A 26,701-nucleotide genomic window follows, 5' to 3' on the forward strand; every position below is an offset into this window, starting at 1 on the left:
TTCCTGTTTTCTTAATATTTTTCTTATTATTCTCTGATCTGGCCATCCCCATAAATGATATATTTGGTGGTCGTCAGTGCTTCTAAGCCCATCGGTCCTCTGGCATGCAGCTTCTGGGTACTGATTCCGATTTCTGCCCCAAAGCCAAACTCAAATCCGTCGGTAAAACGTGTGGATGCATTTACATAAACAGCCGCAGCATCAATCTCATTTAAGAACTTCTGCGCATGCTCATAATTATTGGTAATGATTGCTTCCGAATGTCCGGTATTATATTTATTGATATGTGTAATGGCTTCATCAATATCTGAAACTGTCTTTGCAGAAATAATATAATCCAAATATTCGGTGCCCCAGTCTTTTTCTGTTGCAGCCACTGCATCTTTTGTAGCTTTCTGAACCCGCTCATCCCCACGGATTTCTACATGGCTTTCGGATAATTTTGCAGAAAGGCGTGGCATCAGTTCATCTACGATGCTCTCATGCAGCACTAAAGATTCACAGGCATTGCATACACCGATGCGCTGCGTTTTGGCATTATTAATGATATTCACCGCCATATCAAGGTCTGCGGTTTCATCCACATAAATGTGGCAGTTACCGGTACCGGTCTCAATCACCGGAATTGTAGCATTGGCTACCACAGCACGAATCAGTCCTGAGCCACCTCTTGGAATCAGTACATCCACATACTCATTCATTTTCATAAATGCAGTAGCAGTTTCCCGGCTGGTATCTTCGATTAAAGAAAGCACTCCTTCCGGCAGCTGGTTATTACTTAAAGTTTCATTGATGCTCTTTACGATTGCCATATTGGAATGAATGGCATCACTTCCACCTTTTAAAATCACGGTATTTCCAGTTTTAAAGCACAAAGCAAAGGCATCTGCTGTTACATTTGGACGTGATTCATAAATAATTCCAATGACACCTAATGGTACACGCTTCTTTCCAATCATAAGTCCATTCGGGCGCTGTTTCATGGAAAGGACTTCTCCTACCGGATCTTCTAATTCTGCTACCTGGCGGATTCCTTCTGCCATCTGTGCAATACGCTCTTTATTTAACATCAGACGGTCTAAAAGTCCCTGATGCATTCCGGCTTCTCTTCCTGCATCCATATCCTTCTGGTTTGCTGCTAAAATAGCATCGGTATCTTCTACTAAATGTTCTGCAACTTCAAGCAAAATCTTTTCTTTTTCTTTCATGCCCATATTCCGCATGATGACTTCTGCTGCTTTTGCTCTCTTACCTAATTCCTGTAATTCCATATTTTCCTCCAGCTACTTATTTTCGTCTCTGTTATCCGTTACTTTATAAATCTTCTCCGGTGTTACAAGATAATCCATCGGAATATCATGGGTCTCCATGGGCACCTGCCCAGCCAACTGACAGGAAAGTGCAATCCCAACCCGGATTACTTTCTTATATTTCTGAAAAAAACGATCATAAAAGCCCTTACCATATCCGCTTCTTCCACCGTTAATATCAAAGACCAGTCCCGGTGTGAATACAATTGTTTTCTCCTGCTCAAGTTCTGCTAAATCCATCGCCGGTATCTCATCCTTTGGCTCCATCACATGAAAATACCCTTCCTGAAAATCATCTGTACTATTGACTTCACAAAAGACCATTTCTTCTCCACGCACCCGGGGAAAAGCTGCTCTTTTTTGAATACTTTCTTTAAAAAAAGGCAATAAAGAAGCTTCTTTCCCAAGGGGATAATAAAAGAAACAATTTTGTGCTTTCTGAAAGATTTCCCAGGTACTGATATTCTGACATATCCTTTGGGATTCTTCTCTTACAATATTCTCCGGCATTGCATTTCGCAGTGTCTTATACTTAGTTCTGATGCTTGCCTTTGTTTCCATATTTTTCTCCCAGATTGGTTACCGTTCCATCTGCATTTACCATATCAATATTATCTAACTGTCCCTTCAGATTCCGCTTTACACTTGCTATGTATTCCTTGCGAAGTGCTGCCTGTTCTTCCTTTTCTTCCGGTGTCAGTCCTTCTTTCTGGGATTTATGATATAATTCATTGATTCTTGCTATTGTATTTTCAATCATCTTTTTACCCCATGCTTTCTTCTACATAATCTGCAATATAGAAATCATCATTTTTATTGGCTTTGAAAAAGGTTCCCACCGGTTTTCCTTCGAAAATCTGATGCAGAACTCCCACATCCTTTGCATTGGCAATAATCATATCTGCTCCGGATAAGGTTGCAATCCTTGCTGCCGTTAATTTGGTGGTCATTCCACCGGTACCAACATCACTACCTACTGTATCTCCTGCCATGTTTTCAATCCGATTATCAATTTTTTCTACTACCGGTATCAATTCTGCTTTTGGATTCTTTCTCGGATCATCCGTATACAACCCGTCAATATCAGATAAAAGAATCAACAAATCTGCTCCTACCAATGAGGCTACAATAGCCGACAGGGAATCGTTATCACCAAACTGCATCTCATAAGTAGATACGGTATCATTTTCATTTACAATTGGTATAATTCCCATTTCAAACAATTCTTCAAAAGTATTCTGGGCATTTTTTCTCGACACGTTATCAACCATAGTTTTTTTTGTCATAAGAACCTGTCCCACATTCTGGTGGTACTCTGAAAAAAGCTTTTGATAAGTCATCATAAGTCTCGCCTGTCCCACTGCCGCACATGCCTGTTTTACAGCTATTTTCTCCGGTCTTTCTTTGAATCCCATGGACTGTCTTCCTACTGCAATAGCCCCGGAGCTGACCAGACATACATCCATGCCCTGATTCTTAATATCACATAATTCTCTTACCAAACGTTCCAGTTTTAAAAGATTTAATTTTCCGGTCTCTTCATGTAAAAGAGATGAAGAACCGATTTTTACAATTACACGCTTCTTATTCTTTAATGTTTCACGCAACTGTATATCCATTTTTCCGCCTCTTAATCATCTACGGCATATTCACTATCTGAATGCCGATTATAATTTTTTATTAATATGCATACATTTTATACTTTATCATACCTTTCGAAAAAAATCATCTGTAAATTTTATCTTCCTTGTGCTATGCTTGTGCTATATGATTTTAAAAGAACCGGAGTATACATGATGAAAACAAAAAAGACGATATTTTCTTATAAATTAACCTGCAGTTTACTTGCTTTCTTTCTCTTCTTCTGCTCCTTCTCCTTCGTGGGATGCGGACGCAGCAAAGAACCTGTTTCCAAATCTGATTTTTATTTTAATACAGTCATTACTATTACACTATATGGAGAAGAAAATGCTTCTTATATTGATGACTGCTTCAAGCTTGCTTCCCATTATGAGAACCTTTTCAGCAATACCATCGCAGACAGCGATATCAGTAAAATAAACAATGCTGGTGGCACACCGGTTACTGTGGATGATGATACGATCGAATTATTACAAAAAGGTATTTATTATGGTGATTTAAGCCTGGGACAGTTTGATATCACCATTGGTAAATTGTCTTCCCTCTGGGACTTTCCAAATAACAGCGGTACGGTTCCATCTGAATCTGATATTGAAGCCACACTTTCCACCATCGACTATCATGCGATTGTTATTGATGGAAACGAAGTTAGTCTTTCCAATCCGGATGCCATGATTGACTTGGGAGGCATCGCCAAAGGTTATATTGCTGATAAAATGAAAGATTATTTAAATGAAAAAGACATTACCTCCGGCATGATTAACCTTGGAGGCAATGTCCTTACGCTGGGTGATAAACCAGATGGAAGCAACTATAATATTGGTATCCAGAAACCATTTTCCGATGACGGCACTGCCATTGCCAGTGTTGAAGTCTCTGATGAAACGGTAGTAAGTTCCGGTGTTTATGAACGTTATTTCTATGTGGGTGATAACTTCTATCACCACATTTTAAATCCGAAAACCGGTTATCCTTATGACAATAACCTGCTGGGTGTCACCATTATCTGTCCGAAATCCGTAGATGGTGACGGACTTTCCACCACCTGTTTTGCTTTAGGATTAGAGGACGGCATGAAGCTGATAGAATCCTTGGATGACACGGAAGCCATTTTTATCACCGACAATTACGAACTTCATACCACTTCCGGCATCGGCAGCAATATTCCATTTCATGAAATGTAAACATAATCCTATTGCTGCTCCATAACCATATTGTTGACCCAGATTTTCTTCTTTACCATAACATATCCGATGATGCATTTTATAATCTCTATCAACTGACAGGATAAATAAATAGATACAATCGGAACTCCTGTAAATCTGGTTAACACAAATGCCAGTGGAATATCTACCACCCAGATATAGACACTGTCAAAAAGAAAGGTAATGACTGTCCTGCCACCGGAACGCAGTGTGAAATAGGTTGCATGCATAAATCCATATAACGGCATGCAGGCTGATGCAATCCGGATAAATTGTTTTGCTAGTCCACGCACTTCTTCTGTCGTATTGTATATTCTTGGAAAGAACGGAGCAATTGCAAACATGCAGGCTCCTATAACAAAACAACAAAATACAGAAAATACAATCATCTTGCGGTCCGTATCCACCGCCTCTTCCAATTTACCAGCACCAAGCTGCTGTCCTACAATGATGGATATCGCACTTCCCAACGCAATAAATACAACATTAAAAAGATTGGCTACTGTATTTGATATATTAAATCCAGCTACAACAGCAAGACCTCTTGTGGAATAACACTGCATCAGGACTGCCATTCCTCCAGCCCATAAAGTCTCATTTAAAAGCAATGGCGTTCCTTTTATGATAATCTGTCGTACCAGTGTTCCCGGTATTTTAAAATCACGGTAAGCTCCTACAATAAAATGATTCTTATCTGCTCTCGCATGGGTCCACAAGACAACAATAATGCATTCCACAACTCTTGCCAATACGGTTGCTGCCGCTGCACCTCTTACTCCTAATGCAGGCAGTCCAAATGCACCAAATATTAATACATAGTCAAACATCAGATTTACTGCTACAGAAGCAATTCCGGCTTTCATCGGAAGAACCGTTTCTCCTGTTTCACGTAATGTCTGGGCATATGCCTGAATCAATGCAAAAGGAACCATGGATGGCATTACCGTCTGTAAATACTGTTTTGCATACAATAATGTAGCTTCAATATCTCCCGTGCTTCCTCCGTCATGCAAAAACAGCCGAATTAACGGTTCATTTGCAAAGCCAAATATCAGCATCCACATGACTGCTAAGAAACCACAGGCTACAATTTTAAAACGGAAGGCGTCCCGCACTCCTTTATGGTCCCCTTTTCCATAAAACTGCGCCCCAAAAATGCCTGCACCGGATACTGCTCCAAAAATACAGATATTGTAAACCAGCATCAACTGATTGATGATTGCGACACCGGACATCTGCTCCGTTCCAACCAGTCCTACCATGATATTGTCCAAAAGACTCACAAAGTTAGTGATGGCATTCTGTATCATAATTGGAATAGCTACCAGCAGAACCATTTTATAAAAATCTTTATTTCCAATATACTTTTCTCTAAATTTTCTCATATCCAATCCTCATATAACATCAACTACGCAAAACGGGACTGCCAAATCAATGACAATCCCGTTCTTTCTATCACAGAAACGATTATAAAATAATCTTCTTCGGACATTTCTCGGCACAAATGCCACATCCGGTACATTTCTCCTGGTCGATATAAGCCACATTATCTACGACATGAACTGCATCATTTGGACAGTTCTTCTCACAGAGATGACAGCCAATACAACCTACGGAGCAGGCTTTCATAACGTCTTTGCCTTTATCCTTGGAACTGCACTGTACCAGATGCTTTGCTTCATATGGTACCAGCTCAATCAAGTGCTTCGGACAGGCTGCAACACATTTTCCACATGCCTTACATACTTCCTTATCCACCTTTGCAATACCATCTACAACATGGATTGCATCAAACGGACATGCCTTTACACAGTTTCCAAAGCCAAGGCAGCCATAGCTACAGCTCTTTGCTCCGCCGCCCGGAATAAATGCCATAGCAGCACAATCTTCTACTCCGGTATATTCATAATCATGACCGGCTTTTTCACAGGTTCCTGCACATTTTACAAAGGCAACCTGCTTTGTGCCTTCTTCTGCAGCAACACCCATGATTTCACCGACTTTTGCTGCAACCGGCGCACCACCAACAGGACATCCATTGACCGGGGCATCACCTTTTACAATAGCAGCTGCAAGACCGGAACATCCGGCATAACCACAACCACCACAGTTATTTCCAGGAAGAACACCAACAATTGCTTCTTCCCTTTCATCTACTTCTACTTTGAACTTTTCTCCGGAAACGCCGAGGAAAAATCCAATAAAAAGTCCTACGCCGCCTACAATAACGGCTGCAATAATAATTGCCTGTACACTCATCTTTTCTTTCCTCCTAAATCATTCCTGAGAAGCCCATAAATGCAATGGACATCAGACATGCTGTAATTAATACAATTGCTGTTCCTTTAAATGGCTTAGGGATATCATTATATTCAATTTTTTCACGAATTCCTGCCATAATTGTAATAGCAATAAAGAATCCAAATGCGGTTGCAAAACCGTTTACAACGCCCTCTAAGATACCATACTCTTTGGTTACGTTGGTAAGTGCTACACCTAATACTGCACAGTTGGTTGTAATCAAAGGAAGATACACTCCAAGGCTCTTATAAAGAGCAGGCATGGATTTCTTTAAGAACATTTCTACAAACTGTACCAGTGCTGCGATTACAAGGATAAATACAATCGTCTGTAAATACTGTGTTCCCGTCGGAATCAGTATAAACTTATAAATCAATGAGGTAACAAAGGAGGATATCGTTATGACAAAGATAACGGCTCCACCCATTCCAGCAGCGGTCTCTGTTTTCTTTGATACACCCAAGAAAGGACAGATACCAAGGAACTGGCTTAATACTACGTTATTTACAATGGCCGAACCAATTGCAATCAATAATAATGTCTGCATCTGTCATATTCCTCCTATTCACTTTTTTCCTCTGCATCTGCAGCTTTCTTCTCTTTTTCGCTGCAGGTTGCAGACATGCTGCATCCGGCACAGTCTCCACTGATACAGCCGGCAGGCTCTGCCAGTGGTTTGCCTTTTGCTTCCATCTTCTGACGAACAATACTCATTAAAGCAACTAAGAATGCCAGTACCAAGAATGCACCCGGTGCCATAACAAAGATATTGATTGGTGTATACCATTTCAGTGAAAGAATCTGGAATCCAAACAACTGTCCTGCACCTAAAATCTCACGGACAATACCGATACAGGTTAATCCGAAGGTAAATCCAAGTCCCATACCAACACCGTCTAAGATAGACAATACAGGTGGATTTTTAGATGCATAGCTTTCTGCTCGTCCAAGGATAATACAGTTAACAACAATAAGAGGGATATATACACCAAGCTGTTTAGCCAGTGCCGGTGTATAAGCCTTCATAATAAATTCTACAATGGTTACCAAAGATGCTACGATAACAATGTATGCCGGCATTCTGACACCATTTGGAATTGCTTTACGGAATAAGGAAATCAACAGGTTAGAGAAAATCAATACCACTGTTGTAGATAATCCCATTCCCAGTGCATTCATTGCTGATGTTGTTACTGCCAGTGTCGGACACATACCAAGCATCAATACAAAGGTAGGATTTTCTTTAATCAATCCGTTATATACGCGTTCTAAATACTTATTCATTATTCAGCGCCTCCTTCCAATTCATTCTGGAAGTATGTAATGCAGGCATTTACACCATTGGTCATTGCTTTTGATGTAATGGTTGCACCGGAAATTGCTTCAATCTCGTTATCAGCAGATGGTGCCTGTTTCACAACGGTAAAGCTGTCTACATTCTTATTCTTATACTGTTTGGAGAAGTCTTCTGTCTTTGCCTTGTCTCCAAGTCCAGGTGTCTCTGACATACTGGTAACGGAATAGCCGTTTACGGTTCCATCATTCTTTATGCCAACAGAAAATGTGATATTACCCTGGCTTCCGTCTTTAGCTGTTACAGTAATCACATATCCTAATACATTGCCATCTTTATCTAATGCTTCCTGCACACCATTGATTTCATCACTGTAACCATTCTGCTCTAACAGGCTGGCTGCGGCTTCTGCATCAAAATCATAGGTGGAAAAAGAATCTGCATCTTCAAACACTGCTTTGTATGCAGCCTGTGCAGTTGCCTCTTCTGCCTTTGCAATCGGATCCTTGGTAATCTCATATACCAGTCCGAGAATAAATCCGATTACTACGGTAAATACGGTTAAAATCAACGCGTCATGTACAATCTTCTTATTCATGCTGCTTTGCCTCCTTTACCTGTCCAAAGGCCTTTGGAATTGTAATCCTTTCAATCATAGGAACCAGAAGGTTGCTTAAAATAATTGCAAAGGATACACCTTCTGCGTTTGCTCCAAAGATACGGAATAATCCGGTAAGAATACCTAAAAGAATTCCATATAAAATCTGTCCCTTCGGTGTGATCGGTGATGTTACATAGTCGGTTGCCATAAAGAATGCACCAAGCATTAATCCACCACCACAAAGCTCAGCAACGATATAGTCGATGTCAAAGCCATGTCCGCCGAACAAGCTGATAAATACTACAAATGTAATGATATAGGTTCCCGGAATCCGAAGTGTAATGACACCCATCAGGATTAAGAACATTGCTCCAATTAAGATAGCAATAGCTGATGTCTCTCCGATGGTTCCGGCGGTCTTTCCAATTAACATATTCATGGTATTAACAGCTCCAACACCCTGTTCTCTGATCAGAGCCAGTGGAGTTGCTCCTGAATATCCATCTACGGTAAAGTTTGTCATGTCTGCGGCAAATGCTATCAGTAAAAAGCATCTTGCACCCAGTGCCGGGTTCATAAAGTTCTGTCCCAGTCCGCCAAACATCATTTTAACAATAACGATTGCAAATACACTGCCGATTACAGCTTCCCACCATGGAAGGGATGCCGGCAGGTTTAATGCAAGTAACAGTCCGGTAACTACCGCACTTAAATCACTGACGGTATTCTTCTTATGTACAATCAGATTGAAAATCCACTCTGATGCAATACAGCTTGCAACAGATACCAAAATCAATACTGCTGCTTTATATCCAAAATTAACAATACCAAATATACTTGTTGGAAGCAGAGCTATAATTACATAAAGCATGATTCTGCTTGTTGTATCTTTGGCTCGTACATGTGGTGATGATGATACATGATATAACTCACTCACAATAGTCCACCTCTTTCTTTGTTATTTATTTTTTTTCTTTTCAGCAAGAACCTGTTTTTTCATTGTCTTAATAAGCTGTGCTAACGGACGTTTTGCCGGGCAGATAAAACTGCAGCTTCCACATTCCACGCACTCAAGACCATGCCATTTTTCAAATCCTGCCATATCTCCATGCTCTGAGAATTTAGATAATCTGGATGGAACAATCTGTTCCGGACATGCTTCTACGCAACGACCACAATTGATGCATGCTGTTGCATCTGCATCTGCTTCTGCCACTTCATCTTTGGTCATACAAAGGAGTGCTGAAGTAGTCTTGGTTGTCGGCACATCTAATCCGAACATGGAAAAGCCCATCATTGGTCCACCGGAAATAATTTTCTCAGGCTGCTCTTTAAATCCACCGGCAGCATCTAAAAGTTCCTGGAAACTGGTTCCGATTAAGAACTCAAAGTTACCCGGCTCTTCTACTGCATCACCGGTAACTGTAAAGATTCTGCTTGTAACAGGTTTTCCTTCTTTTACTGCATGGTATACGGCAACCATGGTTGCAACATTATCTACGATACATCCTGCATCTGCCGGAAGCATCTTGGAATTAATTGCACGTTTGGTTACTGCATAAATAAGCTGACGTTCACCACCCTGTGGGTATTTTGTCATAAGAGGTGCGACCTCCATACGAGGCTCATCTTTCGTTAATTCTAATAATTTTGCGATACAATCCGGTTTATTATTCTCGACTGCAAATACACCCTTGGCATGTTCAAACATACTGAGAATGATACGCATGCCTTCTACCAGTTCTTCCGTGTGGTCTAACATGATGCGGTAATCAGATGTCAGATATGGTTCACACTCTGCACAGTTGGCAATAATATAGTCGATTTTTTCCGGTTCCTTCGGAGATAATTTTACGTGGGTTGGGAATCCTGCTCCACCCATACCAACAACTCCTGCTTCTTTTATACGGTTAATAATTTCTTCTTTGGAAAGAGCACTGACATCTTCTACTGCCTGATACTCTACCTCCTTAAATTCACCATCGCTTTCAATTACAATGGAGTTCACCATATCACCTGTTGGAACTCTTCTTGGCTCAATTTTCTTAACAGTTCCGGATACGGACGCATGGATTGGTGCAGATACGAAGCCGCCTGCTTCTGCTATCTTCTGCCCTTTCAAAACGGAATCTCCTACCGCTACGATTGGTGTTGCCGGTGCTCCAATATGCTGCGATAACGGATATACCAGTTCACCTTTGGGTAATAATTCACGTATTGGCTTATCTTTTGATAAATCCTTTCCTTCGAAAGGATGGACGCCACCTTTAAATGTCATTAAACCCATCTTATGTGCCCCTCTTTCTATGATAGTATTGCACTGCATATGCAATGCGTTTAACATAAAATGTATTATAACACAAATTAGAATTTTTTGACACACTAAAAAGATTTTTTCTCAATATTTTTGTCGATTTTTAACAAGGAATGATTACTTTTTGCCCATACATCGTGTATAATAAAAAAATGACAGGAGGACAGATATGAAAACAATTGTACATGAAATTCCATATAGTCCGGCTTCGAATTTAGATGAGGAAATATTCACTGCTTCCTCTGTCTTTTTCGATATCGAAACTACCGGATTTTCCCCGGCTCATACCAGTCTTTATCTGATTGGATGTGCCTATCACATAGAACAGATGCTTTATATCAAACAGTTTTTTGCCGAAACACCGGAAGAAGAAAAAGAAGTACTTGAGCAGTTTCTTTTGCTATTAGACAGTTTTGATACAATTATCACTTTCAATGGAATCGGCTTTGATATTCCTTATCTGAAAGCAAAATGCAATACTTATGAATGTAACGAGCACTTTGCTGATTTTACTTATGTGGATATTTTCAAATCCATTTCCCAGATAAAGCATATTCTCCAGCTGCCAAATTACAAGCAGAAGACCATCGAAGCTTTTCTTGGTATTGGCAGGGATGACTTATATTCCGGCGGTGAATTGATTGAGATCTATCATTCGTATACCAAGGAACCACGTCCGGATAAATTGGAAATTCTTCTGCTCCACAACTACGAAGATGTTCTGGATATGCCTGCATTACTTCCCGTCTTATCCTATGTCCATCTGTTTTACGGACAGTATTTATCCTGCAGTGCTTCTGTTTCTGAATATACAGATTATAAGCAACAGAAAAAGAAAGAACTGATTCTTTCTATTGAGCCGGAATTTCCATTTCCAAAGCATATTTCCTGCCGCATGGGTTCTGTTTATTTCTATGCAAAGGGCAAAAAATGCACCCTCTCCGTCCGTTTAGAAGAGGATGCCCTGAAATATTTCTTTCCAAATTATAAGGATTATTATTATCTTCCGGCTGAAGATACTGCAATGCACAAAAGTGTAGCATCATATGTCGATAAAGAACACCGCAGACAGGCTACCGCTGCCACCTGCTATACCCGGCATGAAGGAAGCTTTCTTCCACAGTACGAAGAGCTTATTTCTCCTTCTTTTAAACACGACTATAAGGAAAAAATATCTTACTTTGAACTTACGGAAAAAATTCTTTCATCGCCGGAACTTATCAAAAGTTATGTAAACCACTTGTTAGAAGCTATAAAAAACAAGAAAATTAAGTGATACCTACCTTATACGCCGCAGTGTGCATCCTCGCGGAGCGTTTTTTACTTTACAGGAAAGCAATTTCCTGTAAAAAAAGACCTCTTTCCCAATTTTGAGAACGAGGTCTTTACTATGTCATTATTATTTCTGAAAGAAAAATGACTGATGTCTTTTTAAATTCAACTCACGATAATTCATAATCTGCTCTGTACTTCCGATAAATAACATTCCATCTTTTGCCAAAGAATCATAGAACTTGCGATAAATCTCGTCTTTTGCTTCTTCTGTAAAATAAATTACTACATTTCTGCAGACAATCAAATGACAACCTGATGGATATGGATCCCGCAAAAGATTATGTTCCCGAAATTCTACATGCTTTTTGATTTCATCGGAAATCTTATAGGATTTTCCTACCTGTGTAAAATACTTACGCTTCAAATCATCCGGTACAGATTCAATGCTCTTTTCGTTATAAAGTCCAACTCTTGCTTTCTCAAGTACCTGTTTATCAATATCAGTAGCAATTATATGTATCTGGTTCAGCGGAACATGCTTTGATAAAGCCATTACAAGAGAGTATGGCTCATCTCCGGTAGAACACGCTGCACTCCAGATTTTCAAATTGCTGCCAAACTGTTTTATAAGTGCCGGGAAAACCTCTTCGTCCAAAAACTTCCACTGTTCCGGGTTCCGGTAAAATTCCGAAACATTAATAGTCAGGAAATTAATAAACTGGTCAAACTTCTCTTTATCTGTATGAAGCAGATGTACATACTCATCATAGGACTGAGCCTTATTCTTTACCAAAAGGCTGTCAATCCTACGACGCATCTGTTTCTCTTTGTAAGCATTTAAGTCAATCGTGGTCATTGCATATATATCTTTTTTAAACTTTTCATAGCCTTCAAACATATATGCTACCTCCTACCTTATTATTCTTCTGTAGGAACTTCTTCTGTATCAGCTTCCTCTTCTGGCAGAAGTGCTTTCATGCTTAAGCTGATTTTCTTGTCTTCTTCATTAAAGTCAACTACTTTAGCTTCTACTTTCTGACCTACTTTTAATACATCAGAAGGTTTCTCAACATGCTCTTTAGAAATCTGGGATACATGAAGTAATGCATCTACTCCAGGAGCTAATTCTACGAATGCACCAAAGTCTGTCATTCTTGCAACAACACCTGTTACCACATTACCTACTGCATATTTCTCTGCAGCATTATTCCAAGGATTCTCATCCTCAAATTTCATGCTCAGTGCAATCTTACTCTCATTGATATCTTTGATGAATACTTTTACAGTATCGCCAACTTTGAATACTTTCTTAGGACTTTCAACACGTCCCCAGGACATTTCAGAAATATGTAACAGTCCGTCTGCTCCACCAAGGTCAATGAATGCGCCAAAGTCTGTTACGTTCTTTACTGTACCTTCTACAACATCACCAACATGGATTCTCTCCATGAGTTCTTTCTGTTTTTCAGCTTTCTCTGCTACTAAAAGCTGTTTTCTGTCACCGATAATTCTTCTCTTTCTTGGGTTGAACTCAGTGATTACAAATGAAATTTCCTGTCCTTCATACTTAGATAAATCTTTCTCGTAAGTATCTGATACAAGGCTTGCAGGAATAAATACTCTTGCTTCGTCAACTACAACACTTAATCCACCGGATAATACCTGTGTAACCTTTGCGGTAAGCACTTCCTGATTGTTGAATGCTTCCTCTAAACGCTTGCTTCCTTTTTCAGCAGCAAGACGTTTGTAAGTAAGAAGTACCTGTCCCTCTCCATCATTTACCTTTAAAACTTTGGCTTCCATAGTGTCACCTACGGATACAACGGTGGTCAGGTCTACATTTGCTTCGTTCGTATATTCATTACGTGTAATAATTCCGTCTGACTTATATCCAATATTAAGGATGATCTCATCTGGCTTAACACCGATAACGACGCCTTCGACTACCTCTCCATTTCTTATTGTTTTAAAAGATTCTTCCAACATTTGTTCAAAACTCATTTCTGACATTATTTTGAACCTCCTCAATAATTTTATTTGGGGTAGATGCCCCTGCGGTAATACCTACGTTATCAATGGTCCGAAGTACTGCCGGATCCAAATCATCTATGGTTTGTATATAGTAAGTATTTGCACATTCGTTTTTACATATTTCAAATAACTTCTGTGTGTTGGAACTGCTCTTCCCACCAACCACAATCATCGCTTCAACTTCTTTTGCCAAAGCCCTCGACTGGGTCTGCCGCTCTTCCGTTGCATTACAGATTGTATTTAAAACAATTATATCATAACCTTTTTTATTTATAATTTCAACTAATTCTTGAAATTTATTGTAGTTAAATGTCGTTTGTGATACGATACAAACCTTTTTTCCTGCTGAAACCCGGAAATTTTCTGCTGCTTCCCTCGTTCCAATTACCGTAATTTCCTCTTCATTTCCCCATCCACGGATTCCTTCTACCTCCGGATGGCTGGCATTTCCGATAATTACAACATGATAACCGGCATCTCCATATTCCCGTACATGACGATGTATCTTCTTTACAAAAGGACAGGTGGCATCCACGATATGGTAACCGGCATTTTCTAATGTCTGATATATTTTTTCGCCTACACCATGGGAACGGATGACGATGGTTCCTTTTTCTGATTCTTCTATTTCTGAAATATCATGGATTACGGTTACGCCCTTTGCCTCTAAATCCTTTACCACTTCTTCATTATGAATAATCGGTCCGTAAGTATAAATCGGGTCTTTTATTCCATCCTTTGTTTCATCGTTTGTTTCAAGCTGTGCATAAACCATATCTACTGCACGCTTTACGCCAAAGCAGAAACCTGCACTTTTTGCAACTCTGACATTTTTCATATTAACATTTTTCCCTATAAATATTTTTGATGGTTTCTACCACTTCTTCAATTCCCATATCCGAAGAATCTACAAGAATGGCATCTTCTGCCTGCTTTAATGGTGAAATCTCCCGATGCATATCCTGATAATCACGGTCCGCAATATCTTTTTTAATCACTTCCAAGTCACAGGCAGCACCTTTTTCCAGCAATTCCTGATATCTTCTCTCGGCTCTTGTTTCAACACTTGCAGTAAGATAAATCTTTACCTGGGCATTCGGCAGCACACAGGTTCCGATATCTCTTCCATCCATGATAACATCTTTATCTGCTGCAAGCTTCTGCTGTAATTCAACCAGTTTTTTACGGACTTCCTTATAAACACTGGTGGCAGATGCCATTTTTCCAACTTCTTCTTTCCGGATTTCTTTGCTGACATTCTCACCGTTTAAAAGCACCTGCTGTTCTCCGTTCTCATAGGCAATCGATACTTCCACGGTTTTACAGGCATCTGAAATTGCTGCCTCATCTTCCTTTGCAATGCCATTTCTCATAAAATACAATGCCATACTCCGATACATGGCTCCTGTATCTACATATATAAAAGAAAGTTCCTTTGCAAGCTGTTTTGCTATAGTGCTTTTTCCGGCTCCTGCCGGTCCGTCGATTGCTATATTAAAGCTCATTTCTCATCCTCCGATTTTTCTGCTTTTTATTCTCTTTATTCATTTCCAATGCTGCTTCCTGCCAGATATCCGGTAGACCAGGCAATCTGCAGATTAAAGCCGCCGGTAAATGCATCCAAATCCAATACCTCTCCGGCAAAATAAAGATGCTTTGTTAATTTTGATTCCATGGTCGATGGATTTACTTCTTTTACGGAAACACCACCCTTTGTAATAATGGCTTCCGAAAAGCCCCGTAAACCAGTCAGTGTAACCGGGAACTTCTTTGTCAAGTCCACCAGTCGCTGCCGTTCCTCTTTGGTTACTTCATTGACACGCTTTTCTGCTGGAATCTTAGCAAGTCTTAAAATAATCGGCAGGAATTTGGACGGATATAATTTTTCAATTCCATGAATCACCTGCCGGTTCTTTGCCTCTTCAAAGTCCCTTAAAATTCTGTGATCTAACTGTTCTTCTGAAAGTGCGGGTTTCCAGTCAATGTATAATTGCAACGGCTGTTTTCTTACCGCATCATTTACCACACTGCTGGCGCTTAACATCAGAGGTCCACTTACGCCAAAATGGGTAAATAACATTTCTCCAAAAGCTTCATACAAAAGCTTTTTGCCCTGATAAATGCTTGCCTTTACATTTTTCAACGATAGCCCCTGCAATTCTTTGACATATTCCTCTTCTGCATTAAAAGGCACAAGGGATGGACTGCAGGTTTTTATGGTATGTCCGCAGGCTTCTGCGAAACGATAACCATCCCCGGTAGAACCGGTAGATGCATAAGAACAGCCGCCTGTTGCAATAACTACTGCATCTGCCGGCATTTTCTTTCCCTCTGCAGTAATTACTCCATGTACACAATTCTCCGATACCATAAGCTTTTCTACCGCTGTATGATACATAATCTTTACTTTATGTGCATCCAGGGAGCGTTTTAAGGCTGCAATGACATCCGATGAATGGTCTGATACCGGAAATACGCGGTTTCCCCGCTCCACCTTTACCGGTGTACCATTCTGTTCAAAGAAATCCATGACCCGGAAATTGTCATAAGAATAGATTGCGCTGTATAAGAACTTGGAATTCCTTGGAATGTTTGAAAATAGTTCTTCCGTATCACATGCATTGGTAAGGTTGCATCTTCCTTTTCCGGTAATGAATAATTTTTTCCCGATTTTCTCATTGCGTTCTAACAATACGACCTGATGTCCCTGCTCTGCCGCAGCAATTGCTGCAAAACAGCCCGCCGGTCCACCACCGATTACAAGTACCTTACTCATCTGCATCTCCTAATTTGGCATATCTCATTTTGATTTTATCATCAATATAATTAATTTCATCATTTTCATATACCTGATATTCATTCCAGATATCCTCCAGGGTCTCCAATGTCTTGGCAACCTCGCCCTGCTTCTTCATACACAGAGCAACAATCAGTGCGTTGATAACACTAAGCGGCGCCACCAGAGAATCCACAATAGATGCCATATCACTTCTTGCAATCAGATTACAGGAAGAATATAAATTCATTGGGGAATGCACACTATCTGTTAATGTAATTACTTTTGCATTCCGGTTATTGGCAAATTCCATTGCCTTTAAGGTACGCATGGAATATCTTGGAAAACTGATTCCGATAATGACATCATCCTTACTGATTCGCACCATCTGTTCAAATAATTCACTGGAATTATTGGTCTGAAGCAATGTCACATTTTCAAACATCAGATTAAAGTAAAACGCCATAAAAGCTGCCAGTGGAGCGCAGCTTCGTATTCCAACAATATAAATATGTTTTGCTTTGATAATGGTATCTACTGCCAGTTCAAAAGCATGTTCATCAATATGTTCCAAGGTATCCTTAATTTTCTCCTGATCCGACTGCAATACCGTTTCTAATATATGCGACTGGCTGATTCTTCCATAAGTCACTTCCATACGCTGAATGGAGTTGAGCTTATTCCGAACCATCTCCTCTAAAGCCTTTTGAAATTCCGGATAACCCTTATAGCCTAAATGTGTAGCAAATCGTACTACAGTCGATTCGCTCACACCTACTACCTGTCCCATTTTTGCTGCCGTAAGAAATACCGCCTTATCATAATTATCCGTAATATAGGTTGCTAATATTTTCTGTCCTTTGCTTAAACTTCCATAACATTCGTTGATTCGACTGGTCAAATCATTGGTATTCCCATTCATAGTTCCTTCTTCTCGATTCTACAAATATTTTGCATTTTTTATGTCGTTTTAACATTTTTTTGCAGGATTTTCGTCAGTTTCCATGTCGTCTGGCAATTTCCTGCTTCTGCTTGGAGGCGACATAAGTCCCCAAGTCGAGATTTGCCTGCTTTACCGTACATCCTACAATCACTTTCGTTTCATCTACCGGCTCCTGACGAACAGCCATACCAGATAACTGCACTTTAAGCCTGCTTGCTTTATCTTCAAACGTCAAATGAAACGGTCCCATCGTAAGATAATTCATATCCGGCATCCCCACAAATGACACTCCGGTAGCACTGATATCCTTCACAACCACAGAACGATTTGCTCTTGTACTGTCAATGGACAACATTCCATCCAGTCCCAGATACTGGCGGTACGCCTGTCTGCGGTTCCATTTTATTCCATCACGCTTGCATACAATTGCATGATATTTTTCTTTTCCTGCCTGGACGGTCTGCATTCTGCACCCCTCCCATATCAGCGGTTTGATTCCATCTTCCATATAAATTACACTGATATGCACCTTATCTCCGGAAAAATTAATAATTTTTCCATCATAACGTATTGGCTCAATTAATAAAATGCCTTCTTTTCCAAAAGCAACTGTACTATCATATTCTGCTGAAGCATTCTCCACTTTCACCAGCACCTGCACCGGCTCCCCTGTCCCCAATTCATACAGTTTCATTGTCCTTCACCTTTTCCCTCTCCAAATACCGTGAAAGAACTGCCACAATATTTTCAAATGCTTTGCAATTAAAATTGTCTACCCCATGACAAATCATGACTTCATCATAGCAATCTTTTGTCCTCTTGTCCATAGAATTTTTATGTAATTCTGATATTCCATTATACCCATCAAAAGGAAAACAGCTACAGACATATTTGTCTGTAGCCGCCTCTTTACTGCTATAGATAGCAAGGTACCCTATACCGGATATGCTCCGTTCTTTGTATCTGCAATTGTTGTATCAACTTTCGTCTGCTGTGCCTGACGATATTTGAAGAACTCAGTAGCAACCTGCGGGAATAATGCATAGGATAATACATCTTCATCCTGCTGTTTGTACTGTTTCATTTCAGCTTCAATCTTATCTAATTCAGGCTCAAGTAAGTCTGCCGGACGGCAGGTAATTGCCTTATCTTTGTCAGCACCGAGAACCTTATCCACAACTTCCGGATTGAAAGGTTTTACAGTCTGACCATATTTTCCAAGAAGAATATCCTTGGTCTCTTTGGTAGCAACCTTGTAACGCTCACCCATTAATACGTTAAATACAGCCTGTGTACCAACAATCTGGGAAGAAGGTGTAACAAGTGGTGGCTCACCAAGGTCTTTACGAACACGAGGTACTTCAGCCAGCACTTCTTCGTATTTATCTTCCTGTCCCTGCTCTTTTAACTGGGAAATCAGGTTGGATAACATTCCACCCGGTACCTGATATAATAAAGTCTTGATATTAACACCAAGTACCTTTGGATTCATCAGACCGCTGTCTAATGCTTCCTCACGCATTGGGCGGAAGTAATCAGCGATTTCAGCCAGTTTGTTCTGGTCAAGACCGGTATCATACTGTGTTCCCTTGAATGCTTCTACCATAACTTCGGTTGCAGGCTGGCTGGTACCAAGTGCAAATGGTGACATTGCGGTATCGATAATGTCACATCCAGCTTCTACCGCTTTCATGTATGTCATGGAAGCAACACCGGAAGTATAATGTGTATGCAGTTCGATTGGAAGGCTGGTTGAAGATTTCAGAGCCTGAATCAGTTCGGTTGCTTTCTGAGGAACTAAAAGTCCTGCCATATCCTTAATACATAAGGAATCAGCACCCATGTCTTCTACTCTCTTTGCCATTTCCATCCAGTAATCCAAGGTATAAGCATCTCCTAATGTATAGGATAATGCAACCTGGGCATGTCCTTTTTCTTTGTTACATGCTGTTACTGCTGTCTGAAGGTTACGAACATCATTTAAGCAGTCAAAAATACGGATAATATCAATTCCGTTTGCAATAGATTTCTGTACGAAATACTCAACCACATCATCTGCATATGGACGATATCCTAAGATATTCTGTCCACGGAACAGCATCTGAAGTTTAGTTTTCTTAAATCCATCTCTTAATTTACGAAGTCTCTCCCATGGATCTTCTTTTAAGAAACGAAGGCAGGCATCAAATGTTGCTCCACCCCAGCACTCTACTGCATAATATCCAACTTCATCCATTTTCGGGATAATTGGAAGCATCTGTTCTGTTGTCATTCTGGTTGCAATCAGAGACTGATGTGCATCACGAAGAACAGTTTCTGTAATTTTTAAAGGTTTTTTCATTTCTTCTGACATTTCTATCCTCCTATATACCAAAGATTGCCATAAATACACCGGCAGCTACTGCTGTACCGATAACACCGGCAACGTTTGGTCCCATTGCATGCATAAGTAAAAAGTTTGTCGGGTCTTCTTCTGCACCAACCTTCTGCGATACACGCGCAGCCATAGGCACGGCGGAAACTCCGGCGGAACCAATCAACGGATTAATTTTTCCTTTGGTAATCCAGCAAAGCAGTTTTCCAAAGAGGACTCCGGCTGCAGTACCAAACATAAATGCAATCAGTCCAAGAGCAACAATCTTAAGTGTGCTGAAATTTAAGAATGCTTCTGCACTGGTAGATGCACCAACGGAAGTACCCAGAAGAATAACTACGATATACATCAAAGCATTGGATGCTGTATCTGTAAGCTGTCTGACTACACCAGACTCACGGAAGAGGTTACCAAGCATAAGCATACCAACCAACGGAGCGGTTGTCGGAAGAATCAGACATACAATTGTAGTAACTACGATTGGGAACAAAATCTTCTCCAGTTTGGATACCGGACGAAGGTTCTCCATCTTGATTGCACGTTCTTTCTTTGTTGTAAACAGTTTCATAATTGGCGGCTGAATAATCGGAACCAGAGACATATAAGAATATGCTGCCACCGCAATCGGTCCCATCAATGCAGCCTGTCCTAATTTACCGGCAAGGAAGATAGAGGTCGGACCATCTGCTCCACCGATAATAGATACGGCTGCTGCTCCCTTGTCATTGAATCCCATCAGAATTGCAAGCAGGTAAGCTCCGAAAATACCGAACTGTGCTGCTGCTCCTAAAAGGAAGCTGATTGGGTTTGCAATCAAAGGGCCAAAGTCTGTCATCGCACCAACTCCAAGGAAAATCAGAGAAGGTAAGATTGACCACTCATCCAGAGTATAGAAATAATAAAGTAAACCACCGACACCATTGCTGGTCTCTTCCGGACTTGCAATAATGTCCGGATAAATGTTAACCAGAAGCATACCAAATGCAATCGGAACCAGAAGAAGAGGTTCATAACCTTTCTTGATTGCCAGATATAAGAATACGCAGGCAATTACAATCATAAGGTAGTTACCCCAGGTCAGGTTAAAGAATGCAGTCTGATGCAGGAGGTTACTCATTGTGTCTCCAACATAACTTAACATAATTTTCCTCCTAGTTGTTCATTGTAGCAAGTAATGCTCCTGCTTCTACGCTGTCACCAACTGCAACTTCGATGCTTGCAACTGTTCCGTCTTCCGGTGCAACAACAGGAGTCTCCATTTTCATAATTTCAAGAATCAGAACTGCATCACCTTTCTTTACTGCTGTTCCAGGCTGAGCCTCAATCTTGAATACTTTTCCGGCTGCTCCGGCTTCAATCTTAATGCTTCCTGCTCCGGCTGCTGCCTTAGGTGCTGCTGCTTTTGCTGTAGGAGCTGCTGCCTTTCTTGGTGCAGCTACAGGTGCAGATGCTCCGTTCTCTTCTACGGTAACATCATAAACATTTCCATTTACTGTAATTGTATAGTTTTTCATCTTTATATCCTCCTAATTATTCTTCAAACTATCTTCTCTTAATGGAACGTACTACAAATCCATCTGTAGAACTTCCTGTTGCTGCCGCAATTGCAGCAGAGATAACTGCAACAAGTTCCAAATCATCCTGAACCAGCTCTTCTTTCTGAGCAATCTGTTCTACTACTTTATCTTCTTTTGCAGCAGTTGCATCAGCCGCATTCTTTTTCTTATTCTGTAAATAAGGAATAATGCGGAATGCATAAATAATAATACTGATTAAAATTAAGATTACAAATACGGTACCCATGCCCATAAGTGTATTCATTCCGGCTTTGCCCATTTTCTCGCCAAGTGAATATACCTTGTCAAATGTCATACTGGTAAGTTCCGGTGTGTCTGTAGTTGTATCAAATACAACAGTAAAACTCAAATCACGGTTGGTATAATTCAATATCTGTTCCATTACCATTGTCTTATTTGACTCTGTCATGGTAAAGTCACCAAATCCCTGGAAGTCTCCTTCGTCAGCAACAGCTTCTTTCCAACTGCTATAGAAGTTGTAGTTTACTGCATCGCTCTTCTCTGAAACGGAAGAAAGAGCATTATCAATATCAGCTTCTGACACAGTAGTTATCTGCTGTACTGTCTGTTGTACTGTATCCTTCCACTGGTCATAGGTGCCTCCATTGAATGTTATTGAAGTCTGATCTGTCTTACCACAGGCCGTAACAGAAAATGCAAGCAGACAAACACATACAAGCATCCACAATTTTTTCTTCATAAGATTCACCTTTCTATTTTGTTCCATGTTTCTTATATGGAGTATCCATACGTTTTGTAAACAGCATTTCAAAAGCTGCTACAAGATATTTTCTGGTATCAGCAGGCTCAATAATCAAGTCTACATATCCTCTCTTAGCTGCAGTTACAACGTTAGACTGTAATGCCTCATATTCTTTTGCTTTCTCAGCAAGCTTGTCCGCATCAGCGTCTGCATACATAATCTCTGCTGCAAGACGTGCATCCATCATACCGGTCTTAACATCCGGCCATGCGTATACAAGGTCAGCACCGATTGCTTTGGAGTTCATCATTACTGCTGCACTTCCGTAAGCATTACCGGTAAGCAGACTAACCTTAGGAACAGTAGCATTTGCAAATGCATATGTAAGTTTAGCCAGAGCTTTTGCAAGTCTTCTTTCGCTGCATTTTGTTGCTGTAAATCCAGCCACATTGGTAAGAGATAATACAGGAATATCAAATGCATCACAGAACTGGATGAATTCAGAAGCTTTTTCACAGCCTTTTGCACAAAGTGCTGCATCATGCTCTGCGACTTTCTTTCCTTCTTCATCATATTCTTCTGTGCAGTTAGCAACGGCACCGACAGTCAGTCCGTTTAACTGGATGAATCCGGTTACCATGCTCTTTGCGTAATCCTTCTTTGTCTCTAAGAAATTATGATTATCAGAAATCTCGCTTAATACGAAACGAGGATCGCCTTTCATGGTATCTACATTTTCGCATGCACGGTTCAAATCATCTTCACAGTCTTCCATATAACCATTCTCTGTGTTATCTGCCGGAAGCATGCAGACCAGTTCACGAATCTGTGCAAAGATTTCTTCTTCAGAACCTGCCATATCAATGACGCCGGTCTCTGTGCTCTGGAAATCTGCAGAAGAAGTATCACATTTTCCAACGTAATTTCCTTCGATTGCGTTTGGTGCATTTACAAACATTTTTGCTTTATCAGCTTCCATATATGCAAAATCACATAATCCAGGTACTACGGTAAGTCCGCCGCCACAGTTGCCAAATACAGCACAAATCTGTGGAATTACTCCGGATGCCATAACCTGTTTTTCATAAATCATTCCTAATGCATTCAAAGCATCTACTGATTCCTGAAGACGAACTCCGGCACAATCCAAAAGTCCGATTACCGGCGCACCCATCTTCATTGCTCTGTCATAAACAGCTGCAATTTTCTTTGCATGCATCTCGCCAATTGTTCCATTTAATACGGAAGAATCCTGACTGTAGACAAATACCAGATTACCATCAATCAGACCATGTCCGGTAATGACACCATCTGATGGCGTAGCTTCATCTGCCAGATTAAAATCCGTATTTCTTGCGGTTACCAGAGAACCGATTTCCATAAAGCTGTTTTCATCCAGCAAACGGCAAATTCTCTGTTCTGCTAAGTTATTACTTCTGTTGCTCATCTCTTAGTCCTCCATCTATTTTAGAAAAATAAAATTTTTCGCTAGGGTAATTGTAGTACATTGACCAAAACTTTTCAATAGCAAATTGTTAATTTTTTCACAGATTTTACATATCGCATTTTATAGCTGATTTTCTGACTTTATAAAGAAAAAAGGTCAACCATTCTGAGGCAGCTGTAGCGGTAATCCCATGCCTTAACACTGTCTTTTAAGACAAGTTCTTCCTCTCTCACCACCTGCCCGTTCAGTATATACTTAAGGGTTCCAACAGTAGTTCCTGCTTCCACCGGAGCCTCAAGTCTCTGCTTTCTCTCCAATTTAAATTCAATGGATTCATCCTTACGAAGCAGTATATTTTCTATCTGTTTTTCCTCTGTCCTGTTCTGAACCTCTGTCATCTTAATTCTGCTATAGCCTTCTGTCTTTGCCCCACTTATCTTAAGGGGACATTCTGCTTCCTTGGGGATTTCCAACTCCAGAAGATTTACCTTTTCAAAAGAATCGATTCCATACTGCATCAGCTGTTTTGTGTCTGACCATTTATAATTCTTATTGTTTGGCCAGCCGCAGCCTAAAAGTGCCACCACATAGGTACGGTCATCCCGCCGCAATGCTCCCACATAACAGTATCCGGCATTGCCCGTAAAACCGGTTTTACCACTGATTGCTCCGTCCATCATCGTAAGGAAACGGTTGTGATTATTGCAGCTGTAGTTTCGTGTTCCTTCTATATTAGAAAAGGAATAGGACGGTGTCTGCGTAATTTCAAGAAAAGTCTCTTTCATGGGAGACTCCTTGATGCAATAGCTCATAATCCGGGCAAGGTCGGCTGCTGTCGTTCCATGGAATCCGTTTTCATCTTCCTTATCCAGTCCGTTTGGCGTAATGAAATAGGTATCCATGCAGCCAAGCTCCGCCGCCTTCTCATTCATCAAGTCAGCAAATGCCTCCACACTTCCTGCCACATGTTCCGCAATTGCCACTGCTGAATCATTGTGGGATTCTAACATCAGAGAGAAACAAAGGTCTTTTAATAAAAACTGTTCCCCACTTGCTCCATTCAGCTGCACATCCGGCTGGGAGGCTGCATAATCAGAAAATGTAACCACGTCATTTAAATCTGCATGCTCTAAGGTTACAATCAATGTCATAATCTTTGTCGTACTGGCATTTGCCCGGCGCACATCCTCTTCTTTTCCAAACAAAATACGCCCTGAATCCGCATCCATTAAGCATGCAGACAGCGCGTACAAATTCTTTGGTTCTTCGATTTCTATTTCATTTTCTTCCTGTGTTTCATCCGGATTATCCTGTGGCAGCGGTTCTGCCGGAATATGATTGGAACTAAAAAATATAAAAAGCAGAGATAATGCTATCATTTTCTTCCACCGTCTCTTTTTCATGACCGCTCCGAAATACATTTTCTCTGCATTCTATTCATTTCTTTCTATGATTATACTTCCGCTTACTACATTCCCTGTTGCTATACTTCAAGCTTCATTTCTGCTTCCTGTTCAGCCTGATGCTTGAATTCTTCCACCTGGTCTTCATTCAGCACCGGGAGTTCATCGATGGAATGCACACCAAAGCTCCGTAAGAATTCCTCTGTTGTGCCAAATAGCATCGGTCTGCCCGGAGCATCCAATCTTCCCACTTCATTGACCAGATTATATTCCACCAGTTTGCTTACTGCATGATCGCAGGATACGCCACGGATTTTTTCAATCTCCGCCTTGGTGATCGGCTGCTTATAAGCAATGATGGATAAGGTTTCTAACAGTACGTCTGTAAGGACACGCTTCTTCGGCTGTTTTGCAATCCGAATCAGATATTCATACATTTCATTCTTCGTACACATCTGATAAGCGCCGTCCAGTTCGATAATCTGGATACCTCTTTCTTCCTGCTCATATTTCTGCCGGAGTGCTTCTATTTTCTTTTTGGTTTCCTGTTTGTCTAATTCAATTGCATTCGCAATTTTATCCAATTCTACCGATTCCCCCATGGTAAATAAAATTGCTTCTATAATTGCTTCATAATTCTTTTCTTCCATTACTACCCTCATATAATAAGAGCCTAGGCTGCAACCTTGGACTCTATTCTGATATCATCAAATATTTTATCCTGATAAATGGTTATCTTGCCCATCTTCATCAACTCAAGCACTGCAAGAAAGGTCACGATAATCTCCATCTTGCCACACTGTGCTTCTAAAAGACTGCGGAAGCTGAAATGTGGATGTGTCATTGCATACTGCTCTAAATATACCATTTTATCGGACAGTGATACTTCTTCTTTCTCAATCTTGCCAAATTTGGAACGAACCGGGTCAATCTTATCTTCCTGCTTACGCATGATGGATTTGAAAATATCATTCAATTTCTTCAATGTGACATCTGCCATCAGTTCCTCTAAATCCACCGGCTCTTCATAGGCAGCTACCTCGTCCGGAATCGTCGGCTCCTTAAACATCACCTTTTCCGCATCCATCTGACGGTCTTTTAATTCATAGGAAATGCATTTATACATCTTATATTCCAAAAGCTGTTCTACCAGTTCTGCTCTCGGGTCTTCTGCTTCCTCTTCTTCTGTCTCTTTTGCCGGAAGAAGCATCTTTGATTTAATATCAATCAGTGTAGCTGCCATAACTAAGAACTCACTCATAACATTTAAATCCTGCCTCTTCATTTCCCGGATATATTCCATATACTGATTGGTAATCTCCACAATTGGGATATCATAGATATTTACTTTATTCTTATCCAGCAGATGAAGGAGCAAATCTAACGGTCCTTCGAACACCTGCAGCTTTACTGTTAATTCCATTTCAAAATCTCTCCATTCTTTCCTAGCACATCTATTTTAACGGTATCTAAGAAAAAACGCAAGTGTTTTCACAAGATTTAGTG

General features: G+C 40.4%; 28 protein-coding genes. 2 read left to right on the forward strand and 26 right to left on the reverse strand.

Annotated features, from left to right (window positions below):
• Positions 1–26: 26 nt before the first annotated feature.
• The 4 genes from LKD41_RS00825 to proB are packed head-to-tail and all read right to left on the reverse strand — an operon-like array spanning position 27 to position 2,929.
• Positions 27–1,271: a glutamate-5-semialdehyde dehydrogenase gene (locus tag LKD41_RS00825; protein WP_118057425.1), complete on the reverse strand. Its 1,245-nt coding sequence runs from the start codon at positions 1,269–1,271 to the stop codon at positions 27–29.
• Positions 1,272–1,283: 12 nt separating this feature from the next.
• Entirely contained in the window at positions 1,284–1,871 is a 588-nt protein-coding gene (locus LKD41_RS00830) for a 5-formyltetrahydrofolate cyclo-ligase (protein ID WP_227700125.1), read from the reverse strand.
• Positions 1,843–2,070, reverse strand: coding sequence for a DUF896 domain-containing protein (locus LKD41_RS00835; protein ID WP_117946917.1), 228 nt, complete (start codon positions 2,068–2,070; stop codon positions 1,843–1,845). Before LKD41_RS00835 ends, LKD41_RS00830 begins: the two co-directional genes overlap by 29 nt.
• 4 nt (positions 2,071–2,074) lie before the next feature.
• A complete protein-coding gene (proB, locus tag LKD41_RS00840) occupies positions 2,075–2,929 on the reverse strand; it encodes a glutamate 5-kinase (protein ID WP_227700126.1) in 855 nt (284 codons plus the stop codon).
• A 177-nt stretch (positions 2,930–3,106) separates the two neighbouring features.
• Between proB and LKD41_RS00845 the strand changes: the two genes are divergently transcribed.
• Positions 3,107–4,135: an FAD:protein FMN transferase gene (locus tag LKD41_RS00845; RefSeq protein WP_118544381.1), complete on the forward strand. Its 1,029-nt coding sequence runs from the start codon at positions 3,107–3,109 to the stop codon at positions 4,133–4,135.
• Positions 4,136–4,143: 8 nt separating this feature from the next.
• Here LKD41_RS00845 and LKD41_RS00850 read toward each other — a convergent pair whose 3' ends face one another.
• The 7 genes from LKD41_RS00850 to rsxC all read right to left on the reverse strand — a co-directional run bounded on the left by LKD41_RS00850 (position 4,144) and on the right by rsxC (position 10,639).
• Positions 4,144–5,541 (reverse strand): MATE family efflux transporter, encoded by a 1,398-nt coding sequence (locus LKD41_RS00850; RefSeq protein ID WP_227700127.1) that lies wholly within the window; start codon positions 5,539–5,541, stop codon positions 4,144–4,146.
• Positions 5,542–5,623: 82 nt separating this feature from the next.
• The gene (locus tag LKD41_RS00855) at positions 5,624–6,415 is read right to left on the reverse strand and encodes an RnfABCDGE type electron transport complex subunit B (RefSeq protein ID WP_117946913.1); all 792 of its coding nucleotides are present in this window, start codon (positions 6,413–6,415) and stop codon (positions 5,624–5,626) included.
• Between the two features lie 13 nt (positions 6,416–6,428).
• Positions 6,429–7,004 carry an electron transport complex subunit RsxA gene (gene rsxA, locus LKD41_RS00860; protein WP_022243743.1) on the reverse strand — a complete coding sequence of 192 codons (576 nt, stop codon included), beginning with the start codon at positions 7,002–7,004 and terminating at the stop codon, positions 6,429–6,431.
• A gap of 14 nt (positions 7,005–7,018) precedes the next feature.
• Positions 7,019–7,741, reverse strand: coding sequence for an electron transport complex subunit RsxE (rsxE, locus tag LKD41_RS00865; RefSeq protein ID WP_022243742.1), 723 nt, complete (start codon positions 7,739–7,741; stop codon positions 7,019–7,021).
• The gene (locus tag LKD41_RS00870) at positions 7,741–8,349 is read right to left on the reverse strand and encodes an RnfABCDGE type electron transport complex subunit G (protein WP_117841015.1); all 609 of its coding nucleotides are present in this window, start codon (positions 8,347–8,349) and stop codon (positions 7,741–7,743) included. The genes rsxE and LKD41_RS00870 overlap by 1 nt, the downstream gene beginning before the upstream one ends.
• Positions 8,342–9,289, reverse strand: coding sequence for an RnfABCDGE type electron transport complex subunit D (locus tag LKD41_RS00875; RefSeq protein ID WP_022243740.1), 948 nt, complete (start codon positions 9,287–9,289; stop codon positions 8,342–8,344). Before LKD41_RS00875 ends, LKD41_RS00870 begins: the two co-directional genes overlap by 8 nt.
• A 21-nt stretch (positions 9,290–9,310) precedes the next feature.
• Positions 9,311–10,639: an electron transport complex subunit RsxC gene (gene rsxC / locus LKD41_RS00880; RefSeq protein ID WP_117841014.1), complete on the reverse strand. Its 1,329-nt coding sequence runs from the start codon at positions 10,637–10,639 to the stop codon at positions 9,311–9,313.
• Between the two features lie 196 nt (positions 10,640–10,835).
• On the opposite strand from rsxC, the gene LKD41_RS00885 reads away from it, so the two are divergent.
• Positions 10,836–11,942 carry a ribonuclease H-like domain-containing protein gene (locus LKD41_RS00885; RefSeq protein WP_227700128.1) on the forward strand — a complete coding sequence of 369 codons (1,107 nt, stop codon included), beginning with the start codon at positions 10,836–10,838 and terminating at the stop codon, positions 11,940–11,942.
• A 123-nt stretch (positions 11,943–12,065) separates the two neighbouring features.
• Here the strand turns inward: LKD41_RS00885 and LKD41_RS00890 are convergent, their stop codons facing one another.
• The 15 genes from LKD41_RS00890 to LKD41_RS00960 all read right to left on the reverse strand — a co-directional run bounded on the left by LKD41_RS00890 (position 12,066) and on the right by LKD41_RS00960 (position 26,618).
• Positions 12,066–12,839, reverse strand: a complete 774-nt coding sequence (locus tag LKD41_RS00890; protein ID WP_022243737.1) for a CheR family methyltransferase — start codon at positions 12,837–12,839, stop codon at positions 12,066–12,068.
• Between the two features lie 20 nt (positions 12,840–12,859).
• On the reverse strand, positions 12,860–13,951 hold the full coding sequence (gene rpsA, locus LKD41_RS00895) for a 30S ribosomal protein S1 (protein WP_022243736.1): 1,092 nt from the start codon (positions 13,949–13,951) through the stop codon (positions 12,860–12,862).
• On the reverse strand, positions 13,932–14,810 hold the full coding sequence (gene ispH / locus LKD41_RS00900) for a 4-hydroxy-3-methylbut-2-enyl diphosphate reductase (protein ID WP_022243735.1): 879 nt from the start codon (positions 14,808–14,810) through the stop codon (positions 13,932–13,934). The genes rpsA and ispH overlap by 20 nt, the downstream gene beginning before the upstream one ends.
• A 1-nt stretch (position 14,811) precedes the next feature.
• On the reverse strand, positions 14,812–15,477 hold the full coding sequence (gene cmk, locus LKD41_RS00905; protein WP_022243734.1) for a (d)CMP kinase: 666 nt from the start codon (positions 15,475–15,477) through the stop codon (positions 14,812–14,814).
• A gap of 35 nt (positions 15,478–15,512) precedes the next feature.
• Positions 15,513–16,748 (reverse strand): NAD(P)/FAD-dependent oxidoreductase, encoded by a 1,236-nt coding sequence (locus LKD41_RS00910; RefSeq protein ID WP_117841010.1) that lies wholly within the window; start codon positions 16,746–16,748, stop codon positions 15,513–15,515.
• A complete protein-coding gene (locus LKD41_RS00915) occupies positions 16,741–17,670 on the reverse strand; it encodes a MurR/RpiR family transcriptional regulator (protein ID WP_022243732.1) in 930 nt (309 codons plus the stop codon). Before LKD41_RS00915 ends, LKD41_RS00910 begins: the two co-directional genes overlap by 8 nt.
• 73 nt (positions 17,671–17,743) lie before the next feature.
• Positions 17,744–18,385, reverse strand: a complete 642-nt coding sequence (locus tag LKD41_RS00920) for a hypothetical protein (protein WP_227700129.1) — start codon at positions 18,383–18,385, stop codon at positions 17,744–17,746.
• Between the two features lie 240 nt (positions 18,386–18,625).
• Positions 18,626–20,044, reverse strand: a complete 1,419-nt coding sequence (locus LKD41_RS00925; protein ID WP_022243730.1) for an oxaloacetate decarboxylase subunit alpha — start codon at positions 20,042–20,044, stop codon at positions 18,626–18,628.
• 10 nt (positions 20,045–20,054) lie between these two features.
• Positions 20,055–21,206: a sodium ion-translocating decarboxylase subunit beta gene (locus tag LKD41_RS00930; RefSeq protein ID WP_117697187.1), complete on the reverse strand. Its 1,152-nt coding sequence runs from the start codon at positions 21,204–21,206 to the stop codon at positions 20,055–20,057.
• Positions 21,207–21,216: 10 nt separating this feature from the next.
• On the reverse strand, positions 21,217–21,579 hold the full coding sequence (locus tag LKD41_RS00935) for a biotin/lipoyl-containing protein (RefSeq protein ID WP_227700130.1): 363 nt from the start codon (positions 21,577–21,579) through the stop codon (positions 21,217–21,219).
• Between the two features lie 28 nt (positions 21,580–21,607).
• On the reverse strand, positions 21,608–22,342 hold the full coding sequence (locus LKD41_RS00940; RefSeq protein ID WP_227700131.1) for an OadG family transporter subunit: 735 nt from the start codon (positions 22,340–22,342) through the stop codon (positions 21,608–21,610).
• Positions 22,343–22,355: 13 nt separating this feature from the next.
• Positions 22,356–23,792, reverse strand: coding sequence for an acyl-CoA carboxylase subunit beta (locus LKD41_RS00945; RefSeq protein ID WP_117697184.1), 1,437 nt, complete (start codon positions 23,790–23,792; stop codon positions 22,356–22,358).
• A 140-nt stretch (positions 23,793–23,932) separates the two neighbouring features.
• Positions 23,933–25,171 (reverse strand): D-alanyl-D-alanine carboxypeptidase family protein, encoded by a 1,239-nt coding sequence (locus LKD41_RS00950; RefSeq protein WP_227700132.1) that lies wholly within the window; start codon positions 25,169–25,171, stop codon positions 23,933–23,935.
• A gap of 104 nt (positions 25,172–25,275) precedes the next feature.
• A complete protein-coding gene (gene scpB / locus LKD41_RS00955) occupies positions 25,276–25,845 on the reverse strand; it encodes an SMC-Scp complex subunit ScpB (protein ID WP_022243724.1) in 570 nt (189 codons plus the stop codon).
• Positions 25,846–25,868: 23 nt separating this feature from the next.
• Complete coding sequence (locus LKD41_RS00960) at positions 25,869–26,618, reverse strand: segregation and condensation protein A (RefSeq protein ID WP_022243723.1); 750 nt, start codon at positions 26,616–26,618, stop codon at positions 25,869–25,871.
• Between the last annotated feature and the right edge of the window lie 83 nt (positions 26,619–26,701).

The organism is Roseburia sp. CLA-AA-H209 (assembly GCF_020687575.1).
GTDB classification, from domain to species: Bacteria; Bacillota; Clostridia; order Lachnospirales; family Lachnospiraceae; genus Roseburia_C; species Roseburia_C amylophila.